Consider the following 13,364-nt stretch of genomic DNA (forward strand, 5'->3'; position numbering starts at 1 on the left):
GAAGAACGAACATTTCAAGAGGGGGAATATCTAATGAAAAGACGGAAAACCGCACTGATGATGCTAAGTGTATTGATGGTTCTGGCCATCTTTTTATCAGCCTGCTCGGGATCAAAATCGAGCAACAGCAGCGAGAAAAAATCAGCAGGCAAACCGCAGCAAGGCGGGGATTTGGTTGTTGGTTCAATCGGAGCGCCAACACTTTTCAACTCATTATATTCAACAGATGAATCAAGTACAGATATTGAACAAATGATTTACAGCTTTTTAACGAAAACCGATGAAAACTTAAATGTCAAAATGTCACTGGCGGAAAGTGTGAAAGAGCTGGATGGCGGATTGAAATATGACGTAAAAATCAAAAAAGGCGTTAAGTTCCATGACGGAGAAGAGCTTACTGCCGATGATGTCGTCTTTACGTACAGCATTCCGCTTAACAAGGATTACAAAGGAGAGCGCGGCTCTAACTTTGAAATGCTGAAATCAGTAGAGAAAAAGGGAGATTATGAGGTTTTATTTACGCTGAAATACAAAGACCCTAACTTCTATAACAATACGTTAGACAGCTACGGGATTCTGCCTGAGCACATTTTAAAAGATGTACCGGTTGCAGAGCTTGAAGATAACGAATTTAATAGAAAAAATCCAATCGGCTCGGGGCCTTTCAAATTTAAAGAATGGAAAGACGGACAATACGTGAAGCTTGTTGCTAATGATGACTACTATGACGGCCGTCCGTATTTAGACAGTGTCACGTATAAAATCATTCCTGACGCCAATGCAGCAGTTGCCCAGCTTCAGGCCGGAGATATTGATTTCTTTAACGTGCCGTCAACTGACTATAAGACAGCTGAATCGTTTAATAATGTCAAAGTCGTAACAGATTTAGCGTTAAGCTATACGTATATCGGCTGGAATGAGAAAAATGAGCTGTTTAAAGACAAAAAAGTGCGCCAGGCGCTTACGACAGCTTTAGACCGTGAAACAATGGTGCAAACCGTATTAGATGGGGATGGGAAGGTCGCTTATATCCCTGAAAGCCCGGTTTCATGGAACTATCCGAAAGATATAGAGGTTCCTAAATTTGAATACAACGTCAAAAAAGCTAAGAAGATGTTGAAAGAAGCCGGCTGGGAAGATACTGACGGTGACGGCATCCTCGATAAAGACGGTAAAAAATTCGAGTTTACACTGAAAACGAATCAAGGAAATAAAGTTCGTGAAGACATTGCAGTTGTTGTTCAAGAACAATTGAAGAAAGTCGGGATTAAGGTAACGCCGCAAATCGTTGAGTGGAGTGCATTAGTAGAACAGACAAATCCACCTAATTGGGACTATGACGCAATGGTTTTAGGATGGAGTTTATCAACGTTCCCAGACCATTACGATATCTTCCATTCTAGCCAGTCTGAAAAAGGCTTAAATAACATGTGGTACAAAAACCCTGAAGTTGATAAGCTTCTCAAAGATGCAAAATCAATCAGTGACCGTAACGAATACTCAAAAGCTTACGAAAAGATTTACCAAAAACTTGCTGAAGATCAGCCGTATACCTTCCTTTACTATCCGAACAACCATATGGCGATGCCGGCTAACTTAGAGGGTTATGTGTATCATCCAAAACGCGAGTTGTACCAAATTGAAAAATGGTGGCTTGCCCAATAATTTATAATTTTCCCTTGCAGGGGAGGGAGTGCGTTTCCTTCCCCTTTGAATTTGAAAAAGAACAACGAAGGGGACAAGAATATGGTTACATATATTATTCGAAGAACGTTATCTTCGATTCCTATTCTTTTGGGAATTACAATTTTGTCTTTCATTATTATGAAAGCCGCTCCAGGGGACCCAATGACACTTATGATGGATCCTACGATCAGCCAGGCAGACAGGGCTCAGTTTATTGAAAAGTACGGTCTCAATGACCCTGAGTATGTTCAATATTTAAAATGGCTGGGCAATATGGTTCAAGGCGATTTCGGCACATCCATCATCAGAAAAGGGACGCCTGTTTCAGAACTGATTTTAGCACGGCTGCCCAACACACTCCTCTTGATGCTGGTGTCAACAATTTTGGCGCTGATCATTTCCATCCCATTCGGGGTAATTTCTGCAAAAAAACCTTATTCGAAGCTGGACTACGGCATTACATTTACTTCATTTATCGGTTTGGCAATCCCGAATTTTTGGTTCGGTTTGATTTTAATCATGGTGTTTGCCGTGAATCTCGGCTGGTTTCCAACCGGGGGAGTCGCCACCCTTAACTCAGATTTCAGTATAGTAGACCGGATTCATCATTTGCTTTTACCCGCTTTTGTGCTGGCGACAGCTGATATGGCAGGCTTAACGAGATATACAAGATCCAATATGCTTGATGTTTTAAATCAAGATTATATCCGGACTGCCAGATCAAAAGGTTTCAAAGAGAATCGAGTATTATTTAAGCACGGCTTGCGGAATGCACTATTGCCTGTTATTACGATTTTCGGCTTAATGATTCCTTCCTTTATTGGCGGAGCGGTTGTCGTAGAGCAGATTTTCACTTGGCCGGGATTAGGAAAGCTGTTTGTCGATTCAGCATTCCAGCGCGATTATCCGGTTATCATGGCAATGACTGTGATCTCGGCGGTTCTTGTCGTTGTCGGAAACCTCATTGCAGACATCCTTTACGCGATTGTTGATCCGCGGATCGAATATTAAAAGGAGGGAAACAGAGATGTCAGAGCTGCAAACAACTCCCTCGCCGGAGATCAGGCTGAAAGAAAATATTTCGAAAAAGCCAGAAACAATGACAAAGATTTTCTGGGAAAAATTCTCGAAAAACAAACTGGCCATTTTAGGTGCCGTTATTCTTTTTATCATTATTATGTCTGCTGTTTTCGCCCCTTTAATTGCACCTTATCCCCAAGAGCAGCAAAGCCTGCTTGATAAATATAAGGCGCCGGGCCTTGAACATCTGATGGGAACGGATAAATTTGGACGTGATATTTTCAGCCGGATCCTATATGGAGCGCGTGTCTCTTTATTGGTTGGATTTGCGTCCGTAGTCGGTTCGATTTTGATCGGAACGGTTTTAGGAGCATTAGCCGGATATTTCAGAGGAATAGTGGATGCTGTCATTATGCGTGTAGTTGACATTGTGTTATCCATTCCTGATATTTTCTTGTTGATCACGCTGGTCACCATCTTCAAGCCGGGTGTGGACAAACTGATTTTAATTTTCTGTCTCACAGGATGGACCACAACAGCACGATTAGTAAGGGGAGAATTCTTGTCGCTCCGTTCAAGGGAATATGTTCTTGCTGCTAAAACAATTGGAACAAAAACGCACAAAATTATTTTTTCTCATATCCTGCCCAATGCGTTAGGGCCGATTATCGTGTCAGCTACGCTGAAAGTTGGGTCTGTTATTCTAGCTGAATCGGCGCTAAGCTACTTGGGCTTTGGAATCCAGCCGCCAATCGCTAGCTGGGGGAACATGCTTCAAGACGCACAGAATTTCACAGTAATGATTCAAGCATGGTGGTACCCGTTATTTCCCGGGCTATTTATTTTAATGACCGTTTTATGCTTCAACTTTGTCGGCGATGGTCTGCGGGATGCGCTTGATCCGAAAAATATTAAATAAAAATGAATATCATATCTGTGATAAAATATCACCAAATCAGAAAAAAAGCAGGTCTCCTTTTGTCAGAAAATATACAAAGAGATCTGCTTTTTGTGATTCTTACATAAATCCAGTGATTCCAGATTTCCTCAATCTCTTTGGAATAATTTCTCTATCCCTTGCCTATACTGTGGACAACAGTTTTTATAAAAGTGAGGGGTTAGAGATGTTATTTCTTCATGATGTGTGGGTCAATTGGTTTGAAGGGGAAGAAAATGGCTACAATGTATGCCACTTTCACGAATGGCGCAAGGAAGATACGGTTGAGCTTTTGGATCAGGTGCCGCTGTTAAGGGTGCCGTCAGTACTGTTTCATTACATAGAAAACGATTTGTCAGAGCTTCCGGAAGGTTTGCTTGAAGACGTACATCAGAAATCGTACATTCGGAAAAATCATGAGCGGACAAAGCTTGAGTATTGTTTTGTCGTAACAGACGGAATCGGCATTTTAGCTGTCGACACGATCGGCTACACGATCCCTGTCAGAAAAAGCCGTCTGATCCCAAGACAGGAGCAGCTCGTTTATGAAATGGTAAAAGATGTAGAGCCTGAAACATATGAATTTGAGCCAAAGAAGCTGGAATCCTCCAAGGAATATCACATCTTATCATTAGCACCAGAACATGTCAGAGGACTGACGAGAAAAGAACGGCAAATCAAGCAGCTGATGTTTATGGCGCTTGACCAATTAAAAGGGCTGAAAAACCGGGCTGAAATCGGCTACTGGTACACAGAGTGGAATCCGCATATGTATGAACAAATCAAAAGGATGAGCTTTGAAGAGATTTGGGACATGCTGTATAACGAAACAATTGAAGGCTGGTCGGACAAGCACCTAGCTTTTTGCGAAAACCTAATAAAAGGACAGCCTTTTTTCGAAAAGCTTTGGGAAATGGAAAACGAATCAAAGGTCAACTGAAAAAAACCGCTCTTTGCAAAGAGCGGTTTTTTGATTAGCGTCTTTTTCTTCCAAGACCCATGGCATTCTCCATTTTTTTCAGCATTTTGTTTGCTGTCCGGTTCGCTCGTTCCGCGCCTTCATCAAGAATCCGGTCTAATTCTTCAGATTCTATGAGCTCATAATAGCGGTCCTGGATCGGTTTTAATGCGTTCACCACGACTTCTGCCAAATCACCTTTAAACTCGCCGTAGCCTTTTCCTTCGTATTTTGCTTCAAGCTCTTCAATTGTCGTATTGCCGAGGATTGAATAAATTGTAAGAAGGTTTGAAACGCCCGGTTTGTTTTCCTTATCAAATTTGACAATGCCTTCAGAATCCGTTACAGCGCTTTTGATTTTCTTTTCAAGCTGCTTCGGCTCATCCAGCAGGGTAATATAAGCTTTCTGGTTCGGATCAGATTTGCTCATCTTCTTCAGCGGATCATTCAGAGACATGATGCGTGCACCGACTTTTGGAATTTTCACTTCCGGAATCGTGAAGATGTCGTTGTATTTTTTGTTGAAGCGTTCTGCGAGATTCCGCGTCAGCTCAAGGTGCTGCTTTTGATCCTCACCGACAGGCACAAGATCCGTTCCGTACAGCAGAATATCAGCGGCCATTAGCGGCGGATATGTTAACAGGCCGGAGACGACAGCTTCATTGCCTTTGGATTTGTCCTTAAATTGAGTCATCCGCTCAAGCTCGCCGATATATGCGACACACTGCATCATCCATCCGGCCTGCGCATGCGCGGGGACCTCTGATTGAATAAACAATGTTGCTTTTTCTGGATCAAGTCCGACAGCTAAGTAAAGCGCTGCGAGATTGCGGATATTCTTTCTAAGCTCAAGCCGGTCTTGAGGAACAGTTATCGCATGCTGGTCCACGATGCAAAAATAGCTGTTATAATCATGCTGCAGTTCGACAAACTGCTTCATTGCACCGATATAGTTGCCGAGCGTCACTGAGCCGCTTGGCTGAATGCCTGAAAAAATCGTTTGTTTCATGAAAACATCAACCTCATTTCTTAAAACATAATAAAAAAGGCTCATTCTTCCCCTGTAAAAAAGGGACGAATGAACCGTGGTACCACCCTGATTATTCCATTAAAATGGAATCACTCTGACGTTTGTAACGGAGACTGCTCCGGCTGAGCCTACTTTTTTCCAGTTCGGTCAGCTGCTCCAAAGTCCATTCCACATTGCCCGTTATCTGCTCCCAGCACCGCAGACTCTCTTCAAACAGGTGAAACGTGTACTACTCTTTTTCATAGCAAGCTTTTCTTTTGATTGCTTCATTATAAATCAATTATAACCAATTGTCATCATGAAAAAACATTCTTTTTTCCAGTAAAATTGTAATAATATAAATAACACGAGTGCTGTAAAATCCTTAAATGATAACTGCTATCAGCGTAAAAACAGGCAGATATTATATGTAAAAAGCAATATGGGCAGAAAACACATGAAAAAGTTTTTAATCAATTTATGCTTTAAATGGTAGAAGGATATTATGTTCATGGAAGAAAAACTAACGAAGTTTAAATATTTTAAATTGATAAAATAATATTGCAATAAATTATTTGTTTCATTATAATGAACTTGTTCACTCTATTGTTACAGCTTTTTTACAAAAATAATCAGAAAAGACGGAACAGAATAAAAGTTGTGGAAACTCAGGTTCATTTGTCTGATATTTCTGAGGATTTAGCCGTAAGGAGCTGAAAATTATTATTAGGGGGTTTGCGAATATGAAAAAACGTTGGTCGATTGTCACGTTGATGCTCATTTTCACTCTCGTGCTGAGCGCGTGCGGCTTTGGCGGCAGCGGATCAAACGGTGAAGGGAAAAAGGACAGTAAAGGAAAGACGACACTTAACATTAATATTAAAACTGAGCCGTTCTCCTTACATCCGGGATTGGCAAATGATTCAGTATCAGGCGGTGTTATCCGTCAGACTTTTGAAGGATTGACACGTATCAATGCAGATGGTGAGCCTGAAGAAGGCATGGCTTCTAAAATTGAAACGAGCAAGGACGGAAAGACATATACATTTACCATTCGTGATGGTGTGAAATGGTCTAATGGAGACCCTGTAACTGCACAAGATTTTGAATATGCTTGGAAATGGGCGCTTGACCCTAATAACGAATCACAATACGCTTACCAGCTCTACTACATAAAAGGTGCTGAAGCGGCGAATACCGGCAAAGGCAGCCTAGATGATGTGGCAGTAAAAGCTGTGAATGACAAAACGCTGAAGGTTGAATTAAATAACCCGACTCCATATTTCACTGAATTAACTGCGTTCTATACGTATATGCCGATCAATAAGAAAATTGCAGAGAAAAATAAAAAGTGGAATACAAATGCCGGAGATGATTATGTATCAAACGGGCCGTTCAAAATGACGGCATGGAAACACAGCGGCTCTATTACTCTCGAAAAAAATGACCAGTATTGGGATAAAGACAAAGTCAAACTGAAGAAAATCGATATGGTTATGATCAACAATAACAATACGGAACTGAAAAAATTCCAAGCTGGCGAACTTGATTGGGCCGGTATGCCGCTCGGACAGCTTCCGACAGAATCCCTGCCGACCCTGAAAAAAGACGGTTCTTTACATGTTGAGCCGATTGCAGGTGTGTATTGGTACAAATTCAACACTGAAGCTAAGCCATTAGACAACGTAAATATCCGTAAAGCTTTAACATATTCGCTTGACCGTCAGTCGATTGTTAAAAACGTTACGCAAGGAGAGCAAATCCCGGCAATGGCTGCAGTGCCGCCTACAATGAAGGGATTTGAGGATAACAAAGAAGGATACTTCAAAGACAATGATGTCAAAACAGCAAAAGAATACCTTGATAAAGGCCTAAAAGAAATGGGCTTAAGCAAGGCATCTGATTTGCCAAAAATCAAATTGTCTTACAACACTGATGACGCACACGCGAAAATCGCTCAAGCAGTACAAGAAATGTGGAAGAAAAATTTAGGCGTTGATGTTGAGCTTGATAACTCAGAGTGGAATGTCTATATTGATAAGCTCCACAGCCAAGATTATCAAATCGGCCGTATGGGCTGGCTCGGCGACTTCAATGATCCTATCAACTTCCTTGAATTGTTCCGCGACAAAAACGGAGGAAATAACGATACAGGCTGGGAAAATCCAGAATTCAAAAAGCTTCTGAATCAGTCACAAACTGAAACAGATAAAACAAAACGTGCAGAGCTGCTGAAAAAAGCAGAAGGTATTTTCATTGATGAAATGCCGGTTGCCCCAATCTATTTCTATACTGATACTTGGGTACAGGATGAAAACCTAAAAGGTGTTATCATGCCAGGTACTGGTGAGGTTTATTTCAGAAACGCATATTTTAAATAAGGCTACGTCTGAAAATAAAAGACCTCAAGGTATATGGGGAGAAAAGCCCCATATACCTTTCTTACTGATGGAGTATAAAAATGTAAAAACCATGGAGGTGTTCCCCCTTGCTAAAATATATCGGAAGACGCTTAGTCTATATGATTATCACACTATTTGTGATTGTAACTGTGACATTCTTCTTAATGCAAGCAGCACCGGGCGGGCCATTTTCAGGTGAGAAAAAGCTTCCGCCTGAAATTGAAGCAAATTTAAATGCGCATTATGGCTTGGACAAGCCGCTGTTTGTACAATATGTCAGTTATTTGAAATCAGTTGCAATGTGGGATTTCGGACCGTCATTTAAATATAAAGGTCAGAGTGTTAACGACCTGATCAGTTCAGGTTTCCCCGTTTCATTTACTCTTGGAGCAGAAGCTATTCTCCTCGCTTTAGCGTTAGGTGTATTGTTTGGGGTCATTGCAGCCCTTTACCATAATAAGTGGCAGGATTATACCGTCGCGTTTTTAACGATATTTGGTATTTCGGTTCCGAGCTTTATCATGGCGGCTGTTCTGCAATATGTGTTCTCCATGAAGCTTGGGCTGTTTCCGGTCGCGGGGTGGGATTCCTGGGCATACACCTTTTTGCCTTCAATCGCACTTGCTTCCATGCCGATGGCGTTTATTGCCAGACTTTCCCGTTCAAGCATGATCGAAGTGTTAAACAGTGATTATATCCGCACAGCGAAAGCGAAAGGGCTGTCCCGCCCAGCGGTTACAGTGCGGCACGCCATTCGAAACGCGCTTTTGCCGGTTGTTACATATATGGGCCCGATGGCCGCACAGGTCTTAACGGGGAGCTTCATTATTGAAACCATTTTTGGGATCCCGGGGCTTGGTGCACACTTCGTCAACAGTATTACAAACCGTGATTATACGGTCATTATGGGTGTAACGGTGTTCTTCAGTGTCATCCTGCTATTGTGTGTATTAATCGTAGATGTGTTATACGGCATTATTGATCCAAGAATCAAGCTTTCCAAAGCAAAGAAAGGAGCCTAGGCCATGCAGAACATTCCAAAAAACATGTTTGAACCAGCCGCAGCGAATGCCGGCGATGCAGAAAAAATAAGTAAAAAGAGCCTTTCCCTCTGGAAAGATGCGATGCTTCGCTTCCGCAGCAATAAGCTTGCAATGGTCGGGCTTATCATTATCGTACTTATTATCCTTATGGCAATTTTTGCGCCGATGTTCTCAAGGTATGATTATTCAACTACTAATCTCTTAAATGCGGATAAGCCGCCTTCAAAAGATCACTGGTTCGGAACAGATGATCTTGGACGGGACATTTTCGTCCGTACATGGGTAGGGGCGCGAATCTCAATCTTTATCGGTGTTGCAGCCGCTGTTCTTGATTTGCTGATCGGTGTCATTTGGGGGAGCATTTCAGGCTTCCGCGGAGGAAGACCAGATGAAATCATGATGCGTATCGCTGACATCCTTTGGGCAGTTCCTTCATTATTAATGGTTATCTTACTGATGGTTGTTCTTCCGAAAGGGCTATTTACGATTATTATTGCCATGACGATTACGGGCTGGATTAACATGGCCAGAATCGTGCGTGGACAAGTGCTGCAGCTGAAGAATCAAGAGTATGTGCTTGCTTCACAGACACTGGGTGCAAAAACATCCCGTCTGCTTTTTAAACATATCGTGCCAAACGCAATGGGTTCCATTTTGGTCACGATGACATTGACAGTTCCTACTGCGATTTTCACAGAAGCCTTTTTAAGCTATTTGGGACTCGGTGTTCCGGCTCCGCTGGCAAGCTGGGGAACGATGGCTTCTGACGGATTGCCTGCATTGACCTATTATCCGTGGCGTTTATTCTTCCCTGCCGGATTTATCTGCATTACAATGTTTGGCTTTAACGTTGTCGGCGACGGATTAAGAGATGCATTGGATCCTAAGTTACGTAAATAAGGGAGTGATACGGGTGACACGCCTATTAGAAATAAAAGATTTAGCAATTTCATTTAAAACATATGGCGGAGAGGTCCAAGCGATCCGCGGAGTGAATTTCCATCTGGATAAAGGAGAGACGCTTGCTATCGTCGGAGAATCAGGGTCCGGAAAAAGTGTAACCTCTCAAGCGATTATGAAGCTGATTCCAATGCCTCCGGGTTATTTCAAACGCGGTGAGATCCTGTTTGAAGGAAAGGATCTGGTGCCGCTGTCCGAAAAAGAAATGCAAAATGTCCGGGGAAAAGAGATCGGCATGATATTCCAAGATCCGATGACCTCTTTAAATCCAACGATGAAGGTCGGTAAACAAATTACGGAAGTGCTTTTTAAACACGAAAAGATCTCGAAGGAAGCGGCTAAAAAACGCGCGGTTGAACTGCTGGAATTAGTCGGTATCCCAATGCCGGAAAAGCGGGTGAACCAATTTCCGCACGAATTTTCAGGCGGTATGAGGCAGCGGGTTGTCATTGCGATGGCGCTTGCGGCGAATCCGAAGCTTCTGATCGCCGACGAGCCGACCACTGCACTTGATGTAACGATTCAAGCGCAAATTTTGGAATTAATGAAGGATTTGCAAAAGAAAATTGACACGTCCATCATCTTTATCACACACGATCTTGGTGTTGTGGCTAACGTTGCTGACCGGGTCGCTGTCATGTACGCGGGACAGATTGTAGAAACTGGTACGGTAGACGAAATCTTCTACGACCCGAGACATCCGTACACTTGGGGGCTTCTTGCATCCATGCCGACACTGGAAAGTTCAGGAGAGGAAGAGCTGACTGCAATTCCGGGCACGCCGCCTGATTTGACAAACCCGCCAAAAGGAGATGCTTTTGCCCTGCGGAGCTCTTACGCGATGAAAATCGATTTTGAACAGGAGCCGCCAATGTTTAAGGTATCCGATACTCATTATGTAAAATCGTGGCTGCTTCATCCTGACGCGCCAAAGGTAGAGCCGCCTGAAGCGGTAAAAGCGAAAATGCGTAAACTGGCAAATACGTATGAAAAACCTGTCTTAGTGAGAGAAGGTGAATGAATTGACTGAAAAACTATTAGAAATCAAACATTTAAAACAGCACTTTGTCACGCCGAGGGGAACGGTTAAGGCTGTAGATGATTTATCATTTGATATCTATAAAGGTGAAACATTAGGGTTGGTTGGTGAATCTGGCTGCGGTAAATCGACAACAGGCCGAAGCATTATCCGGCTGTACGAAGCAACCGATGGTGAGGTGCTGTTTAACGGTGAAAATGTGCACGGGAGAAAATCGCGGAAAAAGCTGCTGGAATTCAACCGCAAAATGCAGATGATTTTCCAAGACCCCTATGCATCCCTGAATCCGAGAATGACAGTTGCTGATATTATTGCTGAAGGCCTTGATATTCATAAGCTGGCGAAAACGAAAAAAGAGCGGATGCAGAGGGTTCATGAACTATTGGAAACAGTTGGTTTAAACAAGGAACACGCGAACCGCTATCCGCATGAATTTTCCGGCGGCCAGCGCCAAAGAATCGGGATTGCCAGAGCGCTTGCTGTTGATCCGGAATTCATTATCGCGGATGAGCCGATTTCCGCTTTGGATGTATCCATTCAAGCGCAGGTCGTGAATTTAATGAAAGAACTGCAAAAAGAAAAAGGGCTCACATACCTGTTTATTGCCCACGATTTATCGATGGTCAAATACATCAGTGACCGCATTGGCGTCATGTATTTCGGGAAACTGGTTGAGCTTGCGCCGGCAGATGAGCTTTATGAAAATCCGCTTCACCCATATACAAAATCATTGCTTTCTGCGATTCCGCTTCCTGATCCGGACTATGAGAGAAATCGCGTTCGCCAGAAATATGATCCGTCTGTCCATCAATTAAAGGATGGGGAAACGATGGAATTCCGTGAAGTCAAACCGGGACATTTTGTGATGTGCACGGAAGCCGAATTTAAAGCTTTTTCATGATTCATCAATCCTTCAAGAGATTTCTCTTGAAGGATTTTTTTGCGTCTTCATAGAAAGTGAGAATGATAACATTTACAATTAGAGGAAAAAGCGGAGGCGAAATACGATTCAATTTCTGCATAACAAAAATGTTTTTGCGCTATTGCTGTCTCAATCTTTTCAATCTTTAGCAGGAGTCCTCGTCACAATCGTTTTAATGGTCCGGATCTATCAAATGACTGACTCCGTTTTTTTGGCGGGCCTTATTTTATCGTTCATGTCGTTTGCGAGTATAGCAGCAAGCTTTTGCGTCTCTCCGGTGCTTCGCATTCTCGGTTTTAAAAAGGTGCTTGCGGGAGCGAATCTGCTGAGAGCGGTCTTTATAATACTGATGGCATACAGCGTCACTCATCACGGACAGGCATTCTTTTGGATTACGCTGCTGTTTGTGTTTTGTTTTTCCTTCGCGGGCGCTTTTTTTCAGCCGGCAAGATTTGCGCTGCTGCCGATTATTGTTCCAAAGAAGCAATATGTAAAAGCGAATGGTGTGATCTCCCTCTCGAATCAATTGTTCTTAACAGCAGGCTGGGGCCTTGGAGGCCTTCTGACGTACGCCGTCCCTTTTGAACTCGTTGTCGGCGCTGCCATTTGCCTGTTTGTTCTATCGGGAGCTTCCATCAGTGTGCTGCATGTAAATGAAGAAGAGGCTGCAGGAACTGCTGAAACAGCATCTGTCACAGGAACTGCTGAAACAGCATCTGCCAGAAGTATATGGAAGGATTTAATGATCATCCCTATTGTAAGAGACATTACTGTAATGGACATGATAGAAGCTTTGGCGGGTTCCGTATGGTCATCTGCTATTCTCCTCGCATTTACTGCGGCTGTTTTGCACGAAACAGAGGTGTGGTGGGGGATGTTTAACGCTTCCTATTTTATAGGCGCAATTGTCGGCAGTGTGGTTGCCATTCATTTTTCTTCTTTTTTTGAGCGGAATATGGGCTATGCCATTATGTTCAGCTCGCTTGTAATGTCGGCGCTGACCCTTTTGTTTTCATTTTCTCCAGTCCCATTTTTATGCGCTCTGGCTTGTGCTGCAATGGGGCCTTTTTATCAGGTGCGTGAAATTTGCCAGGAAACCATGCTGCAGGAGGTTATTCCCGAGCAGAAACGAATCGGAATCATGGCTGCAAAAAATGCGATTTTGACTCCTTGGTCAGGCGTCACCTACTCCATTATGGGGCTAGTAGCTGATGCTGCTGGTGCGAAAATAGCTTTTATCGCGGCTGCTGTATTATATATCATGACATTTCTGATTGCACTGGCGCAGCCCCGCCTGGTTCATTACAGGCGGGAAAATCGAGTTCAATGAGAAACAATTCAAAATGAACGGAGCAGATGGCTCGGTTTTTGCTGAAAAAAAATGAAAC

At 43.0% G+C, this 13,364-nt stretch carries 11 protein-coding genes and 1 other annotated feature; of the genes, 10 read left to right on the forward strand and 1 reads right to left on the reverse strand.

The genetic code is table 11. The annotated features are described in order from the left end of the window. Positions 1-33 precede the first annotated feature (33 nt). The 4 genes from MKX71_RS06185 (at position 34) to MKX71_RS06200 (ending at position 4,583) form a co-directional block, all read left to right on the forward strand. The gene (locus tag MKX71_RS06185) at positions 34-1,665 is read left to right on the forward strand and encodes a peptide-binding protein (protein ID WP_029317612.1); all 1,632 of its coding nucleotides are present in this window, start codon (positions 34-36) and stop codon (positions 1,663-1,665) included. A gap of 81 nt (positions 1,666-1,746) precedes the next feature. Beyond that, the gene (locus MKX71_RS06190; RefSeq protein WP_014476430.1) at positions 1,747-2,697 is read left to right on the forward strand and encodes an ABC transporter permease; all 951 of its coding nucleotides are present in this window, start codon (positions 1,747-1,749) and stop codon (positions 2,695-2,697) included. Positions 2,698-2,713: 16 nt separating this feature from the next. Next, positions 2,714-3,625, forward strand: coding sequence for an oligopeptide ABC transporter permease AppC (gene appC / locus MKX71_RS06195; RefSeq protein ID WP_003232961.1), 912 nt, complete (start codon positions 2,714-2,716; stop codon positions 3,623-3,625). Between the two features lie 205 nt (positions 3,626-3,830). Beyond that, positions 3,831-4,583: a YjbA family protein gene (locus MKX71_RS06200; RefSeq protein WP_167408052.1), complete on the forward strand. Its 753-nt coding sequence runs from the start codon at positions 3,831-3,833 to the stop codon at positions 4,581-4,583. 34 nt (positions 4,584-4,617) lie between these two features. Here MKX71_RS06200 and trpS read toward each other — a convergent pair whose 3' ends face one another. Continuing rightward, the gene (trpS, locus tag MKX71_RS06205) at positions 4,618-5,610 is read right to left on the reverse strand and encodes a tryptophan--tRNA ligase (protein ID WP_003245134.1); all 993 of its coding nucleotides are present in this window, start codon (positions 5,608-5,610) and stop codon (positions 4,618-4,620) included. Between the two features lie 58 nt (positions 5,611-5,668). Beyond that, positions 5,669-5,883 (reverse strand) — a binding site (T-box leader). Positions 5,884-6,353: 470 nt separating this feature from the next. Between trpS and oppA the strand changes: the two genes are divergently transcribed. The 6 genes from oppA to MKX71_RS06235 all read left to right on the forward strand — a co-directional run bounded on the left by oppA (position 6,354) and on the right by MKX71_RS06235 (position 13,306). Continuing rightward, a complete protein-coding gene (gene oppA, locus MKX71_RS06210; RefSeq protein WP_015252360.1) occupies positions 6,354-7,991 on the forward strand; it encodes an oligopeptide ABC transporter substrate-binding protein OppA in 1,638 nt (545 codons plus the stop codon). 107 nt (positions 7,992-8,098) lie between these two features. Next, positions 8,099-9,034 carry an oligopeptide ABC transporter permease OppB gene (oppB, locus tag MKX71_RS06215; RefSeq protein WP_339231859.1) on the forward strand — a complete coding sequence of 312 codons (936 nt, stop codon included), beginning with the start codon at positions 8,099-8,101 and terminating at the stop codon, positions 9,032-9,034. Between the two features lie 3 nt (positions 9,035-9,037). After that, positions 9,038-9,955, forward strand: a complete 918-nt coding sequence (gene oppC, locus MKX71_RS06220) for an oligopeptide ABC transporter permease OppC (RefSeq protein ID WP_339231860.1) — start codon at positions 9,038-9,040, stop codon at positions 9,953-9,955. A 4-nt stretch (positions 9,956-9,959) separates the two neighbouring features. Then, complete coding sequence (gene oppD / locus MKX71_RS06225; RefSeq protein ID WP_339231861.1) at positions 9,960-11,036, forward strand: oligopeptide ABC transporter ATP-binding protein OppD; 1,077 nt, start codon at positions 9,960-9,962, stop codon at positions 11,034-11,036. Between the two features lies 1 nt (position 11,037). Then, complete coding sequence (gene oppF / locus MKX71_RS06230) at positions 11,038-11,955, forward strand: oligopeptide ABC transporter ATP-binding protein OppF (RefSeq protein ID WP_003245567.1); 918 nt, start codon at positions 11,038-11,040, stop codon at positions 11,953-11,955. A gap of 106 nt (positions 11,956-12,061) precedes the next feature. Continuing rightward, positions 12,062-13,306: an MFS transporter gene (locus MKX71_RS06235; protein ID WP_339232034.1), complete on the forward strand. Its 1,245-nt coding sequence runs from the start codon at positions 12,062-12,064 to the stop codon at positions 13,304-13,306. The last annotated feature ends 58 nt before the right edge of the window (positions 13,307-13,364 follow it).

Source organism: Bacillus sp. FSL M8-0071, assembly GCF_037975455.1.
GTDB classification, from domain to species: Bacteria; Bacillota; Bacilli; order Bacillales; family Bacillaceae; genus Bacillus; species Bacillus subtilis.

Coding starts and splice junctions, on each gene's coding strand:
- MKX71_RS06190 (WP_014476430.1), top strand. CDS start 1,747: ATGGTTACATATATTATTCGAAGAACGTTATCTTCGATTCCTATTCTT.
- appC (WP_003232961.1), top strand. CDS start 2,714: ATGTCAGAGCTGCAAACAACTCCCTCGCCGGAGATCAGGCTGAAAGAA.
- MKX71_RS06185 (WP_029317612.1), top strand. CDS start 34: ATGAAAAGACGGAAAACCGCACTGATGATGCTAAGTGTATTGATGGTT.
- trpS (WP_003245134.1), bottom strand. CDS start 5,610: ATGAAACAAACGATTTTTTCAGGCATTCAGCCAAGCGGCTCAGTGACG.
- oppA (WP_015252360.1), top strand. CDS start 6,354: ATGAAAAAACGTTGGTCGATTGTCACGTTGATGCTCATTTTCACTCTC.
- oppC (WP_339231860.1), top strand. CDS start 9,038: ATGCAGAACATTCCAAAAAACATGTTTGAACCAGCCGCAGCGAATGCC.
- MKX71_RS06200 (WP_167408052.1), top strand. CDS start 3,831: ATGTTATTTCTTCATGATGTGTGGGTCAATTGGTTTGAAGGGGAAGAA.